At 41.1% G+C, this 21,354-nt stretch carries 16 protein-coding genes and 1 rRNA gene; 7 read left to right on the forward strand and 10 right to left on the reverse strand.

Translation table 11 applies throughout. From position 1 onward, the window contains the following. The first annotated feature begins 150 nt into the window (after window positions 1-150). From rrf to BLS32_RS04695, 5 genes are all read left to right on the forward strand, one after another. Window positions 151-259: ribosomal RNA gene (gene rrf / locus BLS32_RS04675) — 5S ribosomal RNA — on the forward strand. A gap of 333 nt (window positions 260-592) precedes the next feature. Continuing rightward, window positions 593-1,162: a Crp/Fnr family transcriptional regulator gene (locus tag BLS32_RS04680; protein ID WP_091394570.1), complete on the forward strand. Its 570-nt coding sequence runs from the start codon at window positions 593-595 to the stop codon at window positions 1,160-1,162. 77 nt (window positions 1,163-1,239) lie between these two features. Then, the gene (locus tag BLS32_RS04685; protein WP_091394572.1) at window positions 1,240-1,977 is read left to right on the forward strand and encodes an SDR family NAD(P)-dependent oxidoreductase; all 738 of its coding nucleotides are present in this window, start codon (window positions 1,240-1,242) and stop codon (window positions 1,975-1,977) included. A 181-nt stretch (window positions 1,978-2,158) separates the two neighbouring features. Then, window positions 2,159-3,142 (forward strand): phosphotransferase, encoded by a 984-nt coding sequence (locus BLS32_RS04690; protein ID WP_091392464.1) that lies wholly within the window; start codon window positions 2,159-2,161, stop codon window positions 3,140-3,142. 42 nt (window positions 3,143-3,184) lie between these two features. Beyond that, window positions 3,185-3,748 carry a DUF4256 domain-containing protein gene (locus BLS32_RS04695; RefSeq protein ID WP_091392466.1) on the forward strand — a complete coding sequence of 188 codons (564 nt, stop codon included), beginning with the start codon at window positions 3,185-3,187 and terminating at the stop codon, window positions 3,746-3,748. Window positions 3,749-3,793: 45 nt separating this feature from the next. Here the strand turns inward: BLS32_RS04695 and BLS32_RS04700 are convergent, their stop codons facing one another. The 7 genes from BLS32_RS04700 to porU form a co-directional block, all read right to left on the reverse strand. Beyond that, on the reverse strand, window positions 3,794-5,644 hold the full coding sequence (locus BLS32_RS04700) for a M1 family aminopeptidase/hydrolase (RefSeq protein WP_091392468.1): 1,851 nt from the start codon (window positions 5,642-5,644) through the stop codon (window positions 3,794-3,796). Between the two features lie 210 nt (window positions 5,645-5,854). Then, entirely contained in the window at window positions 5,855-6,058 is a 204-nt protein-coding gene (locus tag BLS32_RS04705; protein WP_091392470.1) for a hypothetical protein, read from the reverse strand. Between the two features lie 420 nt (window positions 6,059-6,478). Then, the gene (locus BLS32_RS04710) at window positions 6,479-8,194 is read right to left on the reverse strand and encodes a pyruvate dehydrogenase complex dihydrolipoamide acetyltransferase (RefSeq protein WP_091392472.1); all 1,716 of its coding nucleotides are present in this window, start codon (window positions 8,192-8,194) and stop codon (window positions 6,479-6,481) included. Window positions 8,195-8,200: 6 nt separating this feature from the next. Continuing rightward, entirely contained in the window at window positions 8,201-9,199 is a 999-nt protein-coding gene (pdhA, locus tag BLS32_RS04715; RefSeq protein ID WP_091392473.1) for a pyruvate dehydrogenase (acetyl-transferring) E1 component subunit alpha, read from the reverse strand. Between the two features lie 139 nt (window positions 9,200-9,338). After that, the gene (gene cdd, locus BLS32_RS04720; protein WP_091392475.1) at window positions 9,339-9,821 is read right to left on the reverse strand and encodes a cytidine deaminase; all 483 of its coding nucleotides are present in this window, start codon (window positions 9,819-9,821) and stop codon (window positions 9,339-9,341) included. Window positions 9,822-9,894: 73 nt separating this feature from the next. Further along, window positions 9,895-11,067 carry a type IX secretion system outer membrane channel protein PorV gene (gene porV, locus BLS32_RS04725; RefSeq protein ID WP_091392477.1) on the reverse strand — a complete coding sequence of 391 codons (1,173 nt, stop codon included), beginning with the start codon at window positions 11,065-11,067 and terminating at the stop codon, window positions 9,895-9,897. Between the two features lie 38 nt (window positions 11,068-11,105). Then, entirely contained in the window at window positions 11,106-14,930 is a 3,825-nt protein-coding gene (gene porU, locus BLS32_RS04730; RefSeq protein WP_091392479.1) for a type IX secretion system sortase PorU, read from the reverse strand. 210 nt (window positions 14,931-15,140) lie between these two features. Between porU and gldJ the strand changes: the two genes are divergently transcribed. Both gldJ and BLS32_RS04740 read left to right on the forward strand, forming a co-directional pair. Further along, window positions 15,141-16,850, forward strand: a complete 1,710-nt coding sequence (gldJ, locus tag BLS32_RS04735) for a gliding motility lipoprotein GldJ (protein ID WP_091392481.1) — start codon at window positions 15,141-15,143, stop codon at window positions 16,848-16,850. 63 nt (window positions 16,851-16,913) lie between these two features. Continuing rightward, a complete protein-coding gene (locus tag BLS32_RS04740; protein ID WP_091392483.1) occupies window positions 16,914-18,197 on the forward strand; it encodes a UDP-N-acetylmuramoyl-tripeptide--D-alanyl-D-alanine ligase in 1,284 nt (427 codons plus the stop codon). A gap of 185 nt (window positions 18,198-18,382) precedes the next feature. Here BLS32_RS04740 and BLS32_RS04745 read toward each other — a convergent pair whose 3' ends face one another. From BLS32_RS04745 to BLS32_RS04755, 3 genes are read right to left on the reverse strand one after another with little or no spacing between them, the layout of a single operon-like run. Then, window positions 18,383-19,354 (reverse strand): transporter family protein, encoded by a 972-nt coding sequence (locus BLS32_RS04745; RefSeq protein ID WP_091392485.1) that lies wholly within the window; start codon window positions 19,352-19,354, stop codon window positions 18,383-18,385. Between the two features lie 2 nt (window positions 19,355-19,356). After that, window positions 19,357-20,409 (reverse strand): cytochrome-c peroxidase, encoded by a 1,053-nt coding sequence (locus BLS32_RS04750; protein ID WP_091392487.1) that lies wholly within the window; start codon window positions 20,407-20,409, stop codon window positions 19,357-19,359. Between the two features lie 57 nt (window positions 20,410-20,466). After that, window positions 20,467-21,270, reverse strand: coding sequence for an MbnP family protein (locus BLS32_RS04755; RefSeq protein WP_091394575.1), 804 nt, complete (start codon window positions 21,268-21,270; stop codon window positions 20,467-20,469). Between the last annotated feature and the right edge of the window lie 84 nt (window positions 21,271-21,354).

Below are 21,354 nucleotides of genomic sequence, written 5' to 3' on the forward strand. Positions count from 1 at the left end.
TATGTACAATTTTCCTGCCCGAAAGGGCAGGAATAAACTTTCTTTCTTTATTAAAAAATTTCTTTATCCCAGTGTGTTGATAATATTAGTTTGTATTTGGCTTTTTTAAAAGCAAAACTGCAAACAAGTTGCCCAAAGCAACTAACGACTTAAGGTGGTTATTGCGGCGGGGCTCACCTCTTCCCATCCCGAACAGAGAAGTTAAGCCCGCCTGCGCAGATGGTACTGCAATTTGTGGGAGAGTATGTCGTCGCCTTTCTTTAGAGAAGCCTGTCTGAAAAGACAGGCTTTTTGTTTTTATTGGAACCACGTGTTCGCCCTTCGGTTCGTCCCATTTAGCTTCGCTCAATTCGGGCTAAAGCCATCAGGTCTTTTGAAAACCCTGTTCTAACGAACGTTTGTTTTTATATATTCCCTGTCTTTTTGATACGGATATTTTTGCTTTTCAGTTGATGGCGCACGGATTGGAAATCCAAGCGATCAGTTTTGAAAAACAGACTGTAGAAACCTCACATATCCATTGATAAGCTATTGCCTGTATTTTTTTGTCAAATGGCAAATCGCAAAAAAAAACGTTTTACTAACTTGCGGTATGAAAGAATTTATAACATATATATTGCAGTTTGGAAACCTGAACCAGCAACAACTGGAGTTGATTTCGAATAAGGCGACTGAAGTAAATCTTCAAAAGGACGCTTATTTTTCGGAAGCTGGAAAGATTGCACAACAGGTTGGGTTTGTGTTAGACGGCATCGTCCGTGTTTGTTATTACAATAATAAAGGCGAGGAAATCACCAAATATTTTATTGAAGAAAACAATCTGGTCGTAGATCTCGAGAGCTTTGACAATGAGATCCCATCTTCTGCCTATGTGCATGCGATTACAGATTGCAAGCTGCTCATTTTTTCCAAAAAGGACTGGAATGAACTTCTGCATACCATTATCGGCTGGGATGCAATTGTGCATAAGATCATTTCAAAAGCCTTGCGGCAGAAAGTAGAGCGCCGAAGTCCATTGGTCTCAGAAGATGCGACTACGCGCTATTTGATGTTCTTAGAAATTTATCCTAATGTCGTGAACCGGATTCCGCTTTCCTACATTGCATCTTATTTGGGCGTGACCCAATCTTCACTGAGCAGGATCAGAAAAAACATTTCCTAAGGCGCTTTTTGCCAAATGGCAAATGATGTCATCCGCAAATGGCGCACCTTTGTTTGATTAATTTAAATGAACAAAAAATGAAATCAGTATTGATTACAGGAGCCAATAGAAGCATTGGTTTAGAAACAGCAAAACAGCTTTCTAATAAAGGTTTATTCGTTTACCTTGGAAGCCGCAACCTTCAAAAAGGGAAAGCGGTGGTTGCAGCGTTAAATGAAAAAGGATTTGAAAATATCACAGCCATTGAAATCGATGTGACGAAGCCTGATTCTATTTTGGCTGCGAAAAAGATCATTGAAAGTGAACAGGGAAAACTTGATATTTTAATTAACAATGCCGGAATTAGCGGAGCGATGCCGCAAAATGCTTTGCATACTTCAATTGCCGATATCCAGGAAGTTTTTGATACAAATTTCTTTGGGGTGATCAGCGTGACGCAGGCATTTCTAGAATTACTCAAAAAAGCACAGAGCCCAAGGATCAGCAACATTACCTCTGGACTTGGATCTTTAACATTGCACAGCGACCCAAATTGGAAATATTACAATGTTAAATCGGTTGGCTATGGTACTTCAAAAGCCGCATTAAATGCTTATACGATCGTGTTGGCTTATGACCTCAAAGACCTTCCGTTCAAAGTGAACGCGATTGATCCAGGCTACACGGCAACAGATTTCAACCACCACAACGGACCGGGAACGATTGATAGTGCCGTCAATTTTATTATCAGGCACACACTGACCGATGACGATGCGCCGACCGGGCAATTTTTCAGCAATGACATTGACGATGAAACCGGGGTAAGTCCCTGGTAATTTAAATAGCGCTTCAATTTGAGGCTCTTTTTTCGGATCATTAAATTAATTTGATAAATGTTAATCCGGAAAATTGAGAATGCCATTGCAGGCTTTCTTCTAAATATTTATATTCGCGGGAACGAAACCTATTTTGAAAACTGATTTTCATTGCAGTTTCGTTTACTTTTAAAAGGATTTTATGGACGTTTTTCCGGTTGCCACATCGACACTTTCTGCAAACGCATTAGGGGAATTTCTGAAAGAAAAGTATAATTTTAAAGATTGCACCTGTGAATTGTTTCGAACGGGAATCAATCATACTTATTTCATTTCGGCTGATATGGAAAGATACGTCCTGAGGATTTATTTTTACAATTGGCGCTCTGAATCAGAGATCATGGAGGAAATTTTACTTTTGAATGAATTAAAACAAGTGCAGATCAACATTTCGCATCCAATTGCAGATCAGAACGGATCATACATTCAGAACATTCATGCGCCGGAAGGCATGCGTCACGCCGTGCTTTTTTCATTTGCCAATGGGAAAAAGATTCGGTTCATGAACGAAGAAACGTGTTTTGCTATTGGCACGTTGATGGCAAAAATCCATAAAGAAACACAGGATAAAACGATCGGGCGGATTCACTACAATCCGGAAACGTTGCTTCAGCAGCCATATGAATATGCCAAAGCTCATTTTTCTGAATCGCTTCCTGAAATGCAGTTTGTACAAAAACAGGGTCAAATCATCGGTGAAAATTTCAAAAAAATGGATTTAATTCATCTTGCAAAAGGCGTTGTTCACTTGGATATCTGGTATGACAATATGAATGTTGCCGATGCCAATGAAATCACCATTTTCGATTTTGATTTTTGTGGAAATGGATTGTTGGTTTTTGATGTGGCTTACTTCTGCAAACAGCTTTTTCATATTGAAACGGATAAGGACAGGTACGAATTGAAAGCGCAAAGTTTTTTAAAAGGTTATCAAAGTATCCGGAAATTATCTGATGCAGAAATAAAATTTATTCCCGATGCCGCAACTTCAATCTGGATTTTTTATCTTGGGGTACAATCGCAGCGGTTTGACTGGTCGAATATATTCCTGACAGAAAATTACCTTAAAATATATGTCGGGAAAATGAAATCATGGATGGATTATTACAGTAACAAATTATCATAAATTAATATTGAAAATTATTCAGATATACCAAACTTTATAGCAATGGAAGATAGGAAACAGTTGTCAACGGCTCAGCACGAAGAATTGATCAAAGTTTTACAAGTCCGTTTTGAAAAACACAGCGATCGGCATAAAGATATCGAATGGTCGAAAGTAAAAGCAAAGCTTGAAGCCAATCCTGAAAAATTATTCATATTGCATGAAATGGAAGCAACCGATGGCGAACCGGATGTAGTTGGTTGCGATAAAACTACAAATGAATTCATTTTCTTTGATTGTTCACAAGAAAGCCCGAAAGGCCGGAGAAGTTTGTGCTACGACCGCGAAGGCCAACTGTCAAGAAAAGAACACCAGTCTCAAAATAATGCTATTGATATGGCAGCAACCATGGGTGTCGAAATTTTGACCGAACAGCAATATCGAGAATTGCAGCAGCTTGGAAAATTTGATTTAAAGACTTCGAGTTGGCTGCAAACACCTGAAAAGGTTAGAAAACTTGGAGGAAGTATTTTTGGCGACCGCCGTTATGACAGGGTTTTCATTTACCACAATGGTGCGCAGTCGTATTATGCCGCGCGGGCTTTCCGGGGTTCGTTAAAGGTTTAGATAAATATATTTTAATGAAAAATCCCGCCTTAAGACGGGATTTTTTTAGTTTAATGTTCGTTGTAAATCCTGAACGGTCGTTAAATGATAACCGGGTTTTGCTCTTTCAAATAGCTGTTTTGCCCAATCTTTGCCTTCGGGCGTTTTGATCATTTCTTTGTACAAAGTTTCCAAAGATCCGGTTCTGCTTGTAGCGATTATAAAATTTTCGATGGCATTTCGCGCCGGTTTGTAACTGTGCTTTATCGCCTGTACAAACCATTGACGTTTGATGACAAAATTTCCTTTGTCTGTAAAATGAAATTCTGCGTCGATTGCCGCCATTTCTTTTTCGGTTAAATCTTCAGGAAGGTAATCTATAAAATGCTGTTTTTCAGTAGTGGATTTGATTTGCTGGGCCAATCCTTTAACACCGGTCTTTCTCCAATTTGACTGAATGCTGTCAATCTTGATAAAATCTTCCGAAACTGGCACAATAATATTTGACGGAATTCCAGGATTGTATATCCACTCGTCAAGCTTGATTTTTTCCTCGAGGTCGGCATTACCTTTAATAAGGTTTTTGTTGATGTAAGCTACAAAATCTTCGGTCGTGATCGACTGGAAAGCATGTGCGTTGAAATAGGCTTTGATGAATGCATCAAATTTTTGCCTGCCAACCGCATCTTCAATAGTCTGTAAAAAAGCATAACCTTTTTCGTACGGAATGTCGCTCAGTGATTCGTCCGGATTTCTGCCCTGAGTATCCACTTTTAAGCGTGTGTCCGGATTTTTAGCACCCATTTCTGCAATATTGTCCTGCAATCCTTTTCGGCTTAGAACATCCTGCATCTTCGCTTCGTCTTTCCCGAAGATTTCCTCACCAATGCGGTGTTCCACATAAGTCGTAAAACCTTCGTTAAGCCAAACATCGTCCCAGGTTGCATTTGTTACTAGATTTCCGCTCCAGCTGTGGCCCAGTTCATGCGCCAATAAACTCGTTAATGACCTGTCGCCTGCGATGACGCCTGGAGTCAGGAATGTTAGGTTTGGATTTTCCATTCCGCCATAAGGAAAACTCGGTGGCAACACCAAAACGTCGTATCTGCCCCAGCGGTATGGCCCGTATAATTTTTCGGCAGCATAAACCATTTTTCCAAGTTCGGCAAATTCCCAGGCTGCTTTGTCTAAGACAGAAGGCTCGGCATACACACCTGTTCTGTTGTCGATTGATTTAAACGCAAGGTCGCCCACGGCAATAGCCATTAAATAGGAGGGTATTTTTTTATTTTGGACGAATGTATAAATGCCAGTGGTATTTTTCTTTTGTGGATTGACCGCACTCATTAAGGCGATCAGGTCTTTCGGAACGGTCACTTTTGCATTGTATGTGAAGCGTATTGACGGCGAATCCTGGCATGGAATCCAGGTTCTTGTCCAAATGCTTTCACCTTGTGAAAATAAAAAAGGTTTGGTTTTATCTGCGGTTTGCAGCGGTGTCAGCCATTGTAGCGCCACTGCGTCTTTGGTAGTTTTATAGTAAATGTTAACTTTCGTTGTGGTGGGTTCAATGGTTACAATCAAAGGTTTTCCGTGGAATTCGACTTCGGTGCCGAGTTTGAATTTTGCCGGTTTTTCATCATCATCCAAAGTCACTTTTTCAATTTCGAGCGTATTTTCATCAAAAATGATTTCTTTTCCTTTCGAAACATTGTCGATTTTCCATGACGCTTTTCCAGAAATGGTCTGGGTTTCAAAATCGACTTTAATGTCAAGATCCAAATGTTTGACGACGGCTTTTTCAGCAACCGAAAACGAATGTTCGTCATTGATCAGGTCGATTACGCCTTCGGTATTTTTTTGTTTGTTACACGCAAAAGCAACGATTAGAATGACGCAAAGCAGGGTTTTTTTCATCGGAATATAATTTTCCGAAAAGTACTGCTTTTTAACGAATGCTAAAAACTTTTATCATCTGCCGACGGACCATAAATCGAAGGAATTTTGATGCCGTCCATTCACATATAGACAGTCAGTTTCCCACGATGGTGTACCCAATGATTTAAAGTCGTCCGAATGTCGGTTTTCTTTGGCGATGGATACATAATTTTGCTATTTGCCTTGAGACTAAAGTTTTCTTCGAGCATGCCGTCGCCGGAATTTTGAAGCGCTTCTTCCGCTTTTTTGATGCTCGCTTCTTTTCATCAGTTGTTCCGAAGTTTCAATTTTTTGATGTGGATAAGTGCCCATGTCAATTTCTGAATCAGTAACCATTGTTGCGATCCACATCGGGATTTCTGCAACAAGCAAAGTCAGATAGCGCATTTCCATCGAGGTTTAGTGCGCTTTGAACGTGAACAATTCCGGAAGGGCAATTCTCTCAAGGCATTTGCGGGTCGAAGCAGTTTCCATTTGCAATTCTTCTAAAAGTATAGTAGTTAAAATTTTAGTTGCCATAATAAATGCTGTCTTTATTTTAAGATTTCAGAACGGACAAAAAAAATAACCATTAACGACTTAAGACTTATAAAGGTATCATCTTAATGGAACTTCATTTCTTAATGGTAAAATTTTCTATATCTAATAAAGTTTACGATTACTTAAAGTTATGAAAATCAGCTAAAAAACAAAAATCCCGCACTGAATTTCAATGCGGGATCTTTAGCTATTTAATGATGATCAGAATTTCAAGAGATACGTTGGATGGATCACGTAAATCACACATTTGAAATCGTATTTATTTCAATTGGCTTATGCCAGCATCGTTACCGGATTTTCCAGATACGTTCTGAGTGTTTGCAGGAATTGAGCTCCTGTAGCGCCGTCAACGGTTCTGTGGTCGCATGCCAATGTTACTTTCATGGTGTTGCCAACAACAATTTGTCCGTTTCTAACAACCGGTTTTTCAACAATCGCTCCAACTGATAAAATCGCTGAATTCGGTTGGTTAATGATCGAAGTAAATTCGGTAATCCCGAACATTCCAAGGTTTGAAACCGTAAACGTACTTCCGTCCATTTCTGCCGGTTGTAATTTTTTGGTTCTCGCTTTTCCTGCAAGGTCTTTGACTTTCGTGCCGATTTGTGTCAGGCTCATCTGGTCTGTAAATGGCAATACCGGAACCAATAATCCGTCTTCAACAGCTACGGCCACGCCAATGCTGATGTTGTGGTGGATTACCGTTACATCGTCTTTCCATTGTGAATTTACTTGTGGGTGTTTTCTGAGCGCCATTGCACACGCTTTGATGACCATATCGTTAAATGAAACTTTTGTATCGGGAATCGTATTGATCACGGCTCTTGATTTCATCGCATCGTCCATCGCTACTTCAATAGTTAAGTAATAATGTGGAGCAGTGAATTTAGATTCGGCCAAACGGCGTGCAATCGTTTTGCGCATTTGCGAATTTTTGACTTCTTCTGAAGAAACTTCGCCAGCCGGAACAAATGCTTTTACCGGAGTCGCAGCCTGTTCTGTTTTCGCTGGAGCAGTAGCTTGTTCAGCAGGAGCAGCTGCAGCTTGCGGTTTAAAGTTTTCTATGTCAGATTTAACAATTCTTCCGTTTTCACCTGAACCTTTTACCTGTGCAATATTGATTTTTTTCTCTTCGGCGATTTTTTTAGCCAATGGAGAAATGAAAATTCTTTTTCCGTCAGAAACTACATTTACAGTTTCTTCTTCTTTAGCATCTGACTTTTCATCAGATTTTGCTTCGTTCGATTCCGCTTTTGGAGCATCGGATTTGGCATCTGATGTTGGAGCAGGAGCAGCGCCGCCTTTTTTGTAGTTTGCAGCAATACCTGAAATGTCGGTTCCATCTGGTCCGATGATCGCGAGAACGCTGTCTACCGGAGCAGTTTCGCCCTCGTTGATTCCGATGAACAATAAAGTACCGGCATTGAACGATTCGAATTCCATTGTTGCTTTATCGGTTTCGATTTCAGCAAGAATATCGCCTTCGGCAACTTTATCTCCGACTTTCTTTAACCATGTTGCCACAGTTCCGTCGGTCATGGTATCGCTCAAACGCGGCATTGTTACGACTACAACTCCTTTTGGAAGTTCTGCAGCTGCAGTTGGAGCGGCTTCTTTTTTATCTTCAGATTTAGCTTCTTCCTTTGCAGGAGTTGCCTCTTCTTTTTTATCTTCTGTTTTTGGAGCCTCAGCTTTAGGCGCTTCTGCAGCCGGAGCATCGCCACCAGCCAAAAGCGCGGAAATGTCTTCGCCTTCGTTTCCGATAATCGCTAAAAGAGAATCAACCGGAGCCGATTCGCCTTCCTGAATTCCGATGTGCAATAAAGTTCCTGAATTGAATGACTCAAATTCCATTGTTGCTTTGTCGGTTTCAATCTCGGCTAAAATATCGCCTTCGCTGATCTTGTCGCCTACTTTTTTAAGCCACGTTGCAACTGTTCCTTCCGTCATCGTATCGCTCAAGCGCGGCATTGTGATTTTAATTGCCATAATTGATTATAGTTTGTGAGGAATGAATGGATAGTTTTCTTGTTCGTAAACCACGTCATACAATTGCTGTACTTCAGGGAATGGAGAATCTTCTGCAAATTTGGCACATTCTTCAACCAAAGCTTTTACGCGTTCGTCGATTGCTTCAATTTCTGCATCGGTAGCATATTTCTGGTCTTTGATCACATCCAAAACCTGGGTGATTGGATCAATTTTTTTGTATTCTTCCACTTCATCTTTCGAACGGTACAATTGCGCATCTGACATAGAATGTCCTCTGTAACGATATGTTTTCATTTCAAGGAATGTTGGTCCGTCGCCACGACGTGCACGGTCGATGGCTTCATCCATCGCTTCCGCTACCTTTACGGGATTCATTCCGTCGACTGGTCCGCAAGGCATTTCATAGCCCAGACCTAGTTTCCAGATGTCGGTGTGATTAGCTGTTCTTTCTACAGAAGTTCCCATTGCATAACCATTGTTTTCAACGATAAAAACCACTGGTAATTTCCATAACATCGCCATGTTGAAAGCTTCATGAAGCGAACCTTGTCTTGCTGCTCCGTCTCCGAAGTACGTCAAAGTCACGCCACCTGTATTGAAATATTTATCTGCGAAAGCGATTCCGGCACCAACAGGGATTTGCGCCCCAACGATTCCGTGACCGCCATAAAATCCTTTTTCTTTTGAGAAAATGTGCATCGAGCCACCCATACCTTTAGAAGTACCGGTTACTTTTCCGAGCAATTCTGCCATAACGGCTTTCGGGTCAACGCCCATTCCGATTGGTTGTACGTGGTTTCTGTAAGCAGTAATCATTTTGTCTTTACCTAAATCCATTGCGTGCAAGGCTCCGGCTAAAACCGCTTCCTGTCCGTTGTATAGGTGAAGAAATCCTCGTACTTTTTGTTGTATGTAAAGGGCAGCTAATTTGTCTTCAAACTTTCTCCAAAGCAGCATGTCTTCATACCACTTTAAATAAACTTCTTTTGTAACTTCTTTCATTATTGTTTTCTGATGTATAGTTAAACCGAACAGCCACCGGCTGTTCTCCTCTTAATCTCAAATCTCACACAATTTGCGAAACGCAAAAATAAGACATTCCATCCTAGAACTAAAATTAAAATCTTAAATTTTAGTTATTTTACAGGAAGTTTTTATCAAACGTGAGCGGGAGTAAATTTTTAAGCGAATCCGACTTGAAAATCGCTCCTGATTCTCCCATGAAATAAATTTCGATCGGCTGGTTTTGCTTGAATTCATATTCGGCGATTGATTGGCGGCAGGCGCCGCAAGGCGGAATCGGGCTTAATGTCGGATTGGTATCCGAAGCTGCGCTGATCGCCATTTTGAGGATTTTTGCATCGGGATAATTCGCGCCGGTGTAGAAGATTGCAGTCCTTTCGGCGCAAAGCCCTGATGGATACGCGGCATTTTCCTGGTTCGATCCCAGTACGATTTCTTCATTGTCTAAAAGAATGGCAGCGCCGACGCGGAAATTCGAATATGGAGCATAAGCATTCTTTCTAATCGCAACGGCTTTTGCCATTAAATCCTGAACATCTGAAGGTAATTCTGTTACGTCGTCAAACGACAAGAATTTGGTTGTAATAGTAATGTCTTTCATTCTTTACAGGGGAAAAAAAATCCAAATTTCAGGAAGTTGAAATTTGGATTTTTTAATTTATTGGTTAAATATACTAATATTCGTCATATTTGTCTCCGAATGCAAAGCTTAAAGAGAAGCGAAGCGTATTTTCAAGCGGGTTTTTCACTTTAGATGCAGAGAACAGGTAAGACACGTCGATTTTGACTACGTTGTATTTGAATCCGGCTCCGAGCGACAGGAATTTTCTGGCTCCTTTTTCCACGCTTTCATTGAAGTAACCCAATCGGAACGCGAAGGATTCCTGGTAAGAATATTCAGCTGCGACAGAATAAGTGAATTCTTTGAGTTCTTCGCTGAATCCGTCAGGCGCATCGCCGAAAGATTTGAAGATTCCGGATGTCCAGCCAATGCCGCTGTATTCGTCGTTTACAATCACACGGTCGGCAGCATCAACAACACCATCGCCGTTTTTATCGGTAACTTCCTGTGGGGTTGGAACCAATAATTTGTTGAATTCGGCACTTACACCTACTTTATTGTATTCGTCAAGGATAAAATCAAATCCACCGCCCAGTTTCATGTTTGCCGGTAGGAAGTTTGAATTTAAATCGTTCTGGTCTTTATCGTAGCTGATTTTTGGCCCAAGATTCTGGAAGTTGAAACCCAAACGGTATCTTCCATTGAAGTCACTGAATGCAATTTCTTCAGATTGGAAATAACCCGCAATATCAACAGCAAACGAACTTGCGGCCGAAGCATCGGTATTGGCATCGGCAATTCTCAGGTTCGACCTGATGTAACGTCCGGCAACGGCCATGGCAAACTGGTCGCTCAGGTGTAAAGAGTAAGATGCGTCGAAAGCCAATTCATTAGGTTTTACAATTCTTGGTTCGTCTTCAGCCCTTTCCCTCAGTTCAATTTCCCCCAAACCGAAATACCTCAAGCTGGCAGCAAATGCCATCCTGTCGTTAAAACGATTGTAGAAAGTGATTTGTCCGAGTGAAATGTCGTTCACCAAATCGGTCAGGTAAGGCGTGTAACTTGCCGAAGCGCCAATTTTGTCTGTAGCGAATGCATATTTGGCGGGATTGTATTGTTGTGAAAAAGCGTCAGGTGATGTGGCAACACCCTGATCTGCCATACCCGCTGAGCGTGCATCGGCTGCAATCAGTAAAAAAGGAACTCCGGTAGTGATAACCCTGTCTTGTGCTTTTGCGAATTGTATCGATATCAAACAAATTAATATTACTGCAATTTTTCTCATTCTGAATTTTTATATAATTGAACAAATATACTATTTTATTAAAGTATTACAAGTTTTTCGTACTTATGCGTTTTGGTATTTGTGAGCAATGATTTCACTGTGAGCTTGTACACGTAAACGCCTTTTCCAATCTTATCCCCAAAATCATCCTTGCCATCCCAGGTAATTTCGCGTGATAAAAAACCGTCGGTGGTGATCGTCTGGTTTTTCGTCCAAACGACTTTTCCCGTGATCGTGAGCACCTGGACCTGAACTTCTAAAGGCTCGAAAGGCTTGTTGTGCGTAAACCAAAACTGGGTGTAGTTCACAAATGGATTCGGGTAATTGAGCACATTTGTAATCGTTACCGAATCGTCATTTACCACCAAAAACTGAATCTCGGCAGTCACCAGATTGTTATATACGTCAAAAGCCTTAAAAGTGATTGTATGCAAACCGACAGCAAGGTCTCTAAATGGAAATTTTAACTTTCCTTTTTTGTAATCGTCTAGTTCGGTTTCGTAATAATCGTTGAGTTTGTACGGATTGTTTTCATCTCCGTCAAGTATCGCAACAATGTCGTGCCCGATTCCGCTGGCGGTGTTAATTCCGTGTTCATCTTCCAGAAAAGCGAGGAATATCGGGGATTCATTGGTGATTCCGCCAGAAACAAATGTCTGGTCGTTCATGTATAATTTTACCGTTGGGCCGGTAGTGTCCAATTCTGCGCTTTCGTTGATGCCGCCAATTTTCACGGAATTATTATAACCCGATTTGTCTAAAAGGATTTGCCCTCTTTTAGCATAAAAACTGGCGCGTCCGTCGCCCACACCGATCGCAATATCTCTTGGGACGACAAAGCCAAATTCAAATTTCCCATTGGCTACACTTGCATTTCCCCTGAAAATCGTTTCCCCTAATGTTGTGAAATTGATGGGCGGACTTTGGCCGTCGTTGTTGCGGGTTTGCTTGGTGAGCATCTTGTCGAAGATTTGTATCGCAAGATCGCCGTTGTAAGATGGGAGCGGGTTGTTATTTTCATCGACAACTTCGCCTGTGAGTTTTGCGTATGCCAATGCTTTTAGAGGCTCGGTTACGTCAGCAATTGGAATATCATTGATTTTGGTGAGCCTGATGTTTGGTTTTGGGATGGCCAGCATCAGCGCTGGATCTCCGATATAAAATACCACATTTACGGTTGGTGCGCCCGGATCTCTTTTTGCCCGACGCAAGGCTTCGGCAATCGATACATATTCATTCGAACCGTATGAAAACAGGTATTTTGACAAAAGAATATTAAAGGATTCACCCGTCGACTGGCCAATTGAGCGCACGGTTGTGATTAATGAAATGGCGCCTCCATGTGAATTCCAGTAGGTATATTCACCTGCGGTTGGCCTGAAAGGATTGTCAAACCGGGTAAATTCGCAGGTAATCGTGATGAATAAAGGGTATTTGTATTTGTTGTTAAGATTTTGGCCGTCGGCAGTCTGGAAAATCCGTTCCTGTGACAATCCGTCTTCGCCACCGTGTCCGAGATAATCAAAAACCAATGCGCCTTTTTCAAATGCATTAAACAAATCGGCCTTTGCTTTTGGATAACGCCCGCCACCTGAGGAACTTTCCTGTACGTAAGCATCCATCAGGATTTTTGTGGCATTGATGAACGGTTTTTCCAATACGATTTTGTCTGCAAGATTGTTCATGTTGCTTTGCAGTGAAGCATCGCCATCCTTGTCGGCATCATCGGCTACGGCAACGAAATTGTTACGCCAATTGCCGTAAGATTTAATATCATGATAGTCGATTACCTTATCAACAAGCGCATCGCCCTGGCTTGCAGACCCGGCAATCATTCGTCCCACGGCAATATCAAGGCCTGATGAAGTGGTTGGGGTGATGTTTCCTTCATTGTCATCATAAAGCCCGAAAAAATCATCAGAACAAAACGAATCTTCCCCATCGCTGAATCCGTCAAGCGCATGATAGATAGGAACGAAGTTTGAAAATGCGGAAACGCGGTTTTTAAAGTCAAAAGAAGCATCGCCAAAAAGATTCAGGTATTTGACTTTTCTGTTAGGGTCTAAAGGATTTTTATAGACATACTTCATAAAATTACGGATGGCTCCGATATCCTGCTTTCCTGAAGAAAATTCCTGATATATATCGTCAAGCGAAATGACCTTAACCGTAAGTAGCGAATAATTGCGGTGAAAATTAGCAAGTCGCTCGGCCTGAGCCATAAATTGAGGCGGCGCTACAATAATGTAATCAATATCTCCCGGTTGGCCCTGGGAATTGTTAAAGATGTTTCCCTTCAGGTTCTGGTTGCTTACCCTTGTGTTGGAATCCCTGTCGGGAGAATATAAATTATTAAAATCTACGGCTACGTATTTTCGGACTTCCCCAAGAGAAGCTTTAAACGAAAAAGCATTTTGCCCATTATTTTCGATGTTGCTGACGTTGAAAATATCGGTGACATCCCAGATTTGGTTGATTCCGCCTGCATTTGAAAATTGGTATTCGCCAAAACCCGAGGTTGACGCAGCAGCATCGTACTGAAAAGGAAATTGCTGACCGGTGCCGCGCAGGCTTCTTTTTGATTTTACCCGAATGTAATCCAGATATCCTTTTGATCCCGGCACATTATTATTAAGGTAGCTGACTTTAACGGTCATGTTTTCTGATGCGGGAGCAGACATTTGTACAGATCCGGCACGTAAAAGCGTGTGGTCGTCTGTTATCGAAAGGTTGATTGTACCAAGATCCTGTCCGTTAACGTTAAACTTGAAACTCGTTGGAACCAATGCAGAAGCTCCGGCATAAGCGGTGATTTTTACAGGTTCGGTCGTAACAATATTGGGAATATTGAAAGTAAATTCCTGTTCGGCATCAATGTCAAAAACTTCCCCAAACCATCTTCGCCCAAGACGCACCACATTAACGGCATCTATTTCATGGTACTGGTAATTGTCGAATGCTGTGATGTTTACCGTAGCAGGGAATGAGGGTTGTGTCATGGCTGCGATCCGTTTGCCGTCGGCACCCTGAACATTTACATAATAATAGGACTTGTCAGCATACAGGTTGTTGTTGGTGTCGCTGTCGGCATTAAAAACATCGATGCCTTCTGCGTAAAAAACGGCAAAATCAGTATCGTTAAAGACGCCGTCGTTTTCACCTGCAACAATAATCGCATTTTCTGTGAGGTCGGCCGGATAGTAATCGCTGTTTTTTAGCGGAATCATTCGTCCGCCATTGCCGTATATTTTAATTTTTCTCGGATCGAGGCCGTCAACATTCACGCCTATTGCTTTTAAAAAAGCCTTGTCTATTCTGTAAGCGCCCGATTTGGTAACATAAAACCGATACCAGTCTCCTGCAGTAAGCACAGAATTGCGCCTGGAACCAAACTCGTCACCCGGAGCAAGCAATTTGGAGCTGCTTCCTGCGGAGAAGGAATAAGAAAAAGACTTGACTTTTTTAAATCCCGAGGCGTCTTTTATAATAGGAGAGAGTATGATGTTTGCGGCAAATTCATCCCTTGAATGAATGCTTTTTAAGGTAGCGTTGATTTTTTCCGGAATGGCTTTGATAGACAATTCGCCCAATTCGGCAGCACTAATGGCTTCGTAAGTAATGTTGGTAATCTGTAACGATTTTTCGTTGATGTCTGTCGGCTGGTCTGATGAAAATCGGAACAAAACCTCTTTGCGATAACTGTCAAAATAAAAATTAGGACTGTCAAACTGTGGGATGTTGACATTGTAATCCCCAAAAGAATAAACATGGGCCGGAGTCCAGTTGATGCTGATATTTCCGCTTTGCTGGCTGAAAGCGACATAGGAAAACAGCAATAAGAATAGGGATAATGTTTTTTTCATTAGAATAAGTAACGCGGTTTGCGGGCAATTATTACGGCCGGTAAAAATAATTTATTTCGTGCAATTGGTTATAATATTTATTTTAATTTTGCGTTCTGAAATGAAAATGCCGGGATTCGAAAATAAACGGGTTTATATTATTTAAAAAAAGATGTTGCAATGTAAATGTTAATTATTATATTGCGCCTCGAAATTATCACCTACTAACGTATGAAAGTAAACAAATTTATGGCTGTTAGATTATTACTGTCCCTTGTAATAATGTTTGGTTTAACTACTAGTTGTAGTAAAAGCTCCAGCTCCAAGAACTCGTCAACTGCGACGGGGTGGAAGATCAACGACAAAAAAGGAGGCTTTCAATATGCTTCCAACTTCAAAAAGCAAGCTACCGGCCCAGGATTGGTAATGGTAGAAGGCGGAACTTTTACAATGGGTAAAGTTCAGGATGATGTCATGCATGATTGGAACAACTCGCCAAACCAACAACACGTACAATCATTCTATATGGATGAGACTGAGGTGACAAACCTGATGTACATGGAGTATCTTGACTGGTTGAAAAGAGTATTTCCGCCAGAACAGGAAAATTACAAAAACATTTACGAAGGTGCTTCTCCTGATACTTTGGTATGGAGAAACCGATTGGGTTATAACGAAACAATGACCAACAACTACCTGAGACACCCTGCATATGCAAACTATCCTGTAGTTGGTGTAAACTGGATCCAGGCTGTGGAATTCTCTAAATGGAGAACCGACCGTGTAAACGAAAATACCCTTGAAAAAGAAGGTTTCCTTAAAAAAGATTCAAAAGTGACTGCCGTAAGTGCAGAAAAAACGTTCAGTACTGAAACCTATTTGAACTCGCCAACCAAAACTTTGGGTGGTGATGAAGAAATCGTTTTGAAAGGAAGAAGAAATTCAAAAGCAAAACCAGGAAAAGCAGATAAAGACGGAAACGTTAAAGAAGCTAAAAATGTCTACGCACAAAGATCTTCAGGTTTGATTTTACCTGAATACAGACTTCCGACTGAAGCAGAATGGGAATATGCTGCTGCTGCAGATGTAGGCCAGAGAGAATACAACATCTATAAAGGACAAAAGAAATACCCTTGGTCTGGAAGCTACACGCGTTCTGGAAAAAGACAAGTAAAAGGCGACCAGTTGGCCAACTTTAAACAAGGTAAAGGAGATTACGGCGGAATTGCAGGATGGTCTGATGATGGTGCCGATATTACAAATGTTGTAAAATCGTACCCGCCAAATGACTTCGGATTGTATGATATGGCAGGAAACGTTGCAGAATGGGTTGCCGATGTTTACAGACCAATTGTTGATGATGAAGCAAGTGATTTCAACTACTATAGAGGTAACGTCTATACCAAAAACAAAATTGGTGAAGATGGAAAAGCAGAAATCGTAACTGGAGAAACTCAGGTTTTCGATACTTTATCTAACGGTAAAATCGTAGCAAGAAACTATCCTGGCGAAATTGCCCAGGTTCCGGTTGACGAAAAAGAAACTTATTTGAGAACCAACTTCGATAAGAGCGACAACAGGAACTACAGAGATGGTGACAAACAGTCGACAAGGTATTTTGACTTTGGAACTGCCGAAACAGAAGAAGATGCTGCTACAAAAGAGAAACACAGAATGTACGATTCTCCGGAGCACAATGTTACCACAGATAGTTTGGGTAACATGGTTAGAAAATATGACAAGTCTAACAAAAGAACAACTTTGATCAATGACAATGTCAGGGTTTACAAAGGTGGTTCTTGGAGAGACAGGGCATATTGGTTGGATCCTGCACAAAGAAGATACTTCCCACAGGATATGGCAACAGATTACATCGGATTTAGATGTGCGATGTCAAGAGTGGGTCCTAAAGCCGACAAAAAGAAAAGAAGAACGAATTAATTTTCGAAATATATTTTACAAAAGCCCTTTCATTAGGGCTTTTTGTTTTTAAACCAATTTCAAATGGATATTCAAAACATTCATCGTTTGTTTTTAGCCTGCCCTTCGGTTTCGATCGACACGCGCAAGATTGAACCCAAATCCTTTTTCGTTGCCATCAAAGGCGAGAATTTTGACGCCAATACTTTTGCTAAAGAAGCTTTGGAAAAAGGAGCTTCGTATGTCATGATCGATAATTCCGATTATTTCATTGACAGCAGGACCATTCTGGTGGATGAAAGCCTTTCCGCATTGCAGGAACTCGCTAAATTTCACCGACAATACCTGAAAGTTCCCATTGTCGCCTTAACTGGAAGCAACGGAAAAACAACTACGAAAGAACTCATCAATGCCGTGCTTTCGCAAAAATACAATACCAAAGCAACGGTTGGAAATTTAAACAATCATATTGGCGTTCCGCTGACTTTATTGTCATTCAATCCGGAAACTGAGATCGGGATTGTTGAAATGGGCGCGAACCACCAGAAAGAAATTGAATTTTTATGCGAATTGGCACAACCTGATTTTGGTTACATTACCAATTTCGGAAAAGCGCATCTCGAAGGTTTTGGCGGTGTAGAAGGTGTGATCAAAGGCAAAAGCGAAATGTACCAATATCTGGCTGCAAATGATAAAATGGCTTTTGTAAATTTTGAAGATCCAATCCAGGCAGAAAAATCAAAGCAGTTAAAATCATTTACTTTCGGCTTAAACCGATCGGATGCCAATTTGAATATTACTTCAGTTACAGCCAATCCATTTGTATCGGTATCCTTTGAGGATGTTTCAATTCAGTCGCAGCTTATCGGGCTTTACAATGCCAATAACATCAATGCTGCGATCGCCATTGGGAAATACTTTGAAGTGGTCGATGAATCAATCAAACAGGCGCTTGAAAGCTACATTCCGGCAAACAACCGCTCACAGCTGATGGTTAAAAACGGAAATGAAATCATTCTCGATGCTTACAATGCCAATCCGAGTAGTATGGCAGTTGCAATCGAAAATTTCCTTCAACTTGACAAACCGGAAAAAGTAATGATCTTAGGCGACATGTTTGAACTTGGAAATGAGAGCCTTCAGGAGCATCACAACATTGTCGACAGCGTGAGACAAACAGATGACGTCAGCTGTTATTTTATCGGAAAAGATTTTTATGCCAATAAAATTGAAAAGGACAATTTTACTTTTTATAAAACGTTTGACGAACTCGCATCCGAATTAAAGAGGCAGGGTTTCAGGAACAAAATAATCTTAATCAAAGGTTCGCGTGGCATGGCACTCGAAAGGGCTTTAGAGTCAATTTGAAAGTTTGTATAAAATGGCTGCATTTTTTTTGCAGGCTTTAATATTGTTTAGAAGATATAATTTTAAATTTCAAACGATCGAATAATAAAGGTTAATATTAGCCACAAATTACACAAATTACGTCTTGTTAATTTGTGTAATTCGTGGCAAAACCTTATCACAAAATTTTAAGACAACGCTTCATTTTAAAGCGAATAATTGAGATTCACGCTCCACCTGTAATTAGCTTCCACTTTGCCGCCGGTTAGATTTTGATTGATCGGAGCCATTGCATTCACACCAACGGAAAATTTATTGATTCCGGCCTCAACCCCAAATTTCCCAAACAAAATATCCCCAGAAGTATCGGGAACGTCTTGCTTGTATTGCCGGTTTGTTTCGTAAACTTCACCTGCAAAACCAACTTGCGGAACGAGTTTGATCTGATCTACATCAAATAAATAAAAAAGCGTACTTCCATAATTGAACTGGTTTCCAAACTGGTACAGCTTTTTATTTTCGGTTTTAAAAGTGTAATTGGCCATCGTATTCAAACCCAGTTTTTTTCGCTGAACTACATATTCTGCCGCGAGAAGATAATCCCAACTGCCAGTCCCGAGCTGAAAACCCGGATTGACCGTTCCAAGATTGTTTGAACTTTTGTATTTTCCGGTTGGTGCTTTTACGCCGCCGCCCAATTGCAGTTTATGCGAATATACCGCGCTGTCTTTCATCGTTTGAATTGCGGTGTACATAGCTAAAACAGTGATGTCGCCCAATCCGTCTATGTTTTCTTCACCTGTCGACAACATTCGGTTGTGAAAATGATATGGCACCAAAGCAGAGATCTGTATTTTATTGGCAACCGGAATCCTCGCCCAAACCTGCGCCGTATTGAAATTTTCATCAACCCAAGGCGAATTGGCAAATATGCCGTCGCGGCTGGTATAACTTTGGTAAAAATACCTAATGCCAACAAAATTACTGTTCAGCATGGAGCTAAAACCCATGCTTCCGCCGCTTGCAGAACAGCCGCAGGCATCACAGTCGTCTTCAAGCGACAAACTTTTAAGGTGCATTTTTTGGTATGTAAAACGTGTGATCGTATCTTTTTCTGTTGCCGATGCAAGTTGGCATACAAAAAGCAACAAGAGTAAAATGGAGGATTTATTTTTCATTGTTAAAATTCAGAGAATCGTTTGTCGGTTAAATATTGGTTGTCGGTCAGCGTTTTGAGAAAGGCGATGATTTGTGTTTTTTCGGTATCTGTCAGCAGAATTCCGAGCCTGCCGTTTTGATTTAAAATGGGATCAAGCGTTGCAGTATTTACGACTCCGGAACTATAATGATTCAGCACAGCTTCCAATGTTCCAAAACGTCCGTCATGCATGTATGGCGCTGTCTTTTCTACATTTCTTAAACTTGGCACTTTGAATTTGTAATGATCTGAAGCCAATTCGGTAACGCGAAATCTTCCCACATCATTGACCAAAGGATTGATCGCAAGCCCATTATTTCGGAAGGAATTATCTGTCATCAGATCGGTCGCATGGCAAGTTGAACATTTGGAATTGAACAGCGCATATCCGGCCGTTTCATCCAATGTAAAGGCTCCACCGGTTTCATTGCGCCTGAATTTATCGAATTTTGAATTGGATGAAACCATCATCACCATAAATTGCGACAACGCTTTCAGCATATTTTCCGTATTTACAGTTCCATCTGCGAAAGCCTGCTTGTAGAGTTTCGTATAAACCGCATCGCCTTTCATCATTTCGATAATTGACGTAAGATTTCCGTTCATTTCAATCGCGCTTGTCAGCGGAATCACCGGCTGTAAGTCTAAATGATTTGCTGCGCCGTCCCACATAAATATAGTTTGATAGGCCAAATTCTGGATGGGTTGTGCATTTCTCGTTCCCGATTGGTCATTGACACCGTGGCTGACCGTATGGCCGTGATGGGTGAACGCATATTCCTGAAGGTGGCAAAAACCGCAGGAAATCAATCCGTCTGAAGAAAGCCTTCCGTCATAAAACAGCTTTTTTCCAAGCTCAAAACCTTTTTCAGTCGGCGGGTTTGAAGAAAGGTCGTAAGCCATTTCGGGGAAATTCGACGGTCTTTCCACGGGAAGCGGAATATTGATGTAAGCTGCATCTTCTCCAGCAGTTTCATCACCCGAACATCCGAACGCCATCACAATCAAAACCCAAAGAAAAATTCTTATTTTCATGGTTGTTGTTTTAAAAAGAAGCTGTTTTGAATTGACAAAACAGCTCCCCCGGATTGTTTAGTCGTTGTGCACGTGGTCTACATGAAACATCCCGTTCAGGTTTGCAGTCACCAATGGAAGCGCCGCACCGCTCATGATCATTGCGCCCATTCCCATGCCGTTGTAATCGGTCAGTTTAATTTTATTGGTGCCGTCGATGATTTTTGAAACATCTGCAATTAAATGAACATCAGGAGTGATCGTTGGGCGTACCAATGCTTTTGTTGGCAAATCAAGTGTGACTTCTGTATAGTTGTAATCGGTGCCGGTTTGTCCCGTATGCACCATAAATGAAGTGTCAGAAGTTACTATTGGAGAAGTGAATGTGCCTTCAAAAGCAAGGAATTTATATCCGGCCGACCAGCTCCAGAGCAAATCTGCAGCTTGCGCTTCGGCAAGAAAATTCCCCTGTCCGTCGGCACCTAAATTGAATTGTTGCTGGTCTACGCCGATGCCAAATTTTACTTTCACATAATCCCCGGAAGGTATATCTGTAAGATCAATCACATGACTGCTGGGTTTCGATTCATCGACTATAAAGTAACTCTGGTTTTTGGGATACGTAAAAATAGTACCGTCGGCTTTGGTCAGGACGATATTGCTGACGATGTATTTGATGGTGCTGATTTTTAAGGTTTCACCCTGCGAAGTGGCATTGGCCTGACTTAAAATCAAATCATTATCGCCGTAAGATTGGTCAAATTCCAATACCAGGTTTCCTGTTCCGGAAACGTTTGTAATCACGGCATCATCGCTGTTGCATGATGTTAAAAAAAGGGCGAGCGCCACAAAAGCAAAATTGTATTTTAATATATTTTTCATTTCAATAAGATTCTTAAATTTAAAAATGGTATGCATAAATCACCATCAAATGATTACAATCAGATGAAGGTAAAGCGCAATGAA

Origin of the sequence: Flavobacterium noncentrifugens, assembly GCF_900100375.1 — a bacterium.
In the GTDB taxonomy this organism is placed as follows: Bacteria; Bacteroidota; Bacteroidia; order Flavobacteriales; family Flavobacteriaceae; genus Flavobacterium; species Flavobacterium noncentrifugens.

Bases quoted from the DNA above. Each gene is read 5' to 3' on its own strand.
- BLS32_RS04700 (WP_091392468.1), bottom strand. From the start codon at position 5,644: ATGAAAAAAACCCTGCTTTGCGTCATTCTAATCGTTGCTTTTGCGTGT.
- BLS32_RS04695 (WP_091392466.1), top strand. From the start codon at position 3,185: ATGGAAGATAGGAAACAGTTGTCAACGGCTCAGCACGAAGAATTGATC.
- cdd (WP_091392475.1), bottom strand. From the start codon at position 9,821: ATGAAAGACATTACTATTACAACCAAATTCTTGTCGTTTGACGACGTA.
- BLS32_RS04750 (WP_091392487.1), bottom strand. From the start codon at position 20,409: ATGAAAATAAGAATTTTTCTTTGGGTTTTGATTGTGATGGCGTTCGGA.
- BLS32_RS04745 (WP_091392485.1), bottom strand. From the start codon at position 19,354: ATGAAAAATAAATCCTCCATTTTACTCTTGTTGCTTTTTGTATGCCAA.
- gldJ (WP_091392481.1), top strand. From the start codon at position 15,141: ATGAAAGTAAACAAATTTATGGCTGTTAGATTATTACTGTCCCTTGTA.
- BLS32_RS04710 (WP_091392472.1), bottom strand. From the start codon at position 8,194: ATGGCAATTAAAATCACAATGCCGCGCTTGAGCGATACGATGACGGAA.
- BLS32_RS04685 (WP_091394572.1), top strand. From the start codon at position 1,240: ATGAAATCAGTATTGATTACAGGAGCCAATAGAAGCATTGGTTTAGAA.
- porU (WP_091392479.1), bottom strand. From the start codon at position 14,930: ATGAAAAAAACATTATCCCTATTCTTATTGCTGTTTTCCTATGTCGCT.
- BLS32_RS04680 (WP_091394570.1), top strand. From the start codon at position 593: ATGAAAGAATTTATAACATATATATTGCAGTTTGGAAACCTGAACCAG.
- BLS32_RS04740 (WP_091392483.1), top strand. From the start codon at position 16,914: ATGGATATTCAAAACATTCATCGTTTGTTTTTAGCCTGCCCTTCGGTT.
- BLS32_RS04690 (WP_091392464.1), top strand. From the start codon at position 2,159: ATGGACGTTTTTCCGGTTGCCACATCGACACTTTCTGCAAACGCATTA.
- porV (WP_091392477.1), bottom strand. From the start codon at position 11,067: ATGAGAAAAATTGCAGTAATATTAATTTGTTTGATATCGATACAATTC.
- pdhA (WP_091392473.1), bottom strand. From the start codon at position 9,199: ATGAAAGAAGTTACAAAAGAAGTTTATTTAAAGTGGTATGAAGACATG.
- BLS32_RS04705 (WP_091392470.1), bottom strand. From the start codon at position 6,058: ATGGAAATGCGCTATCTGACTTTGCTTGTTGCAGAAATCCCGATGTGG.
- BLS32_RS04755 (WP_091394575.1), bottom strand. From the start codon at position 21,270: ATGAAAAATATATTAAAATACAATTTTGCTTTTGTGGCGCTCGCCCTT.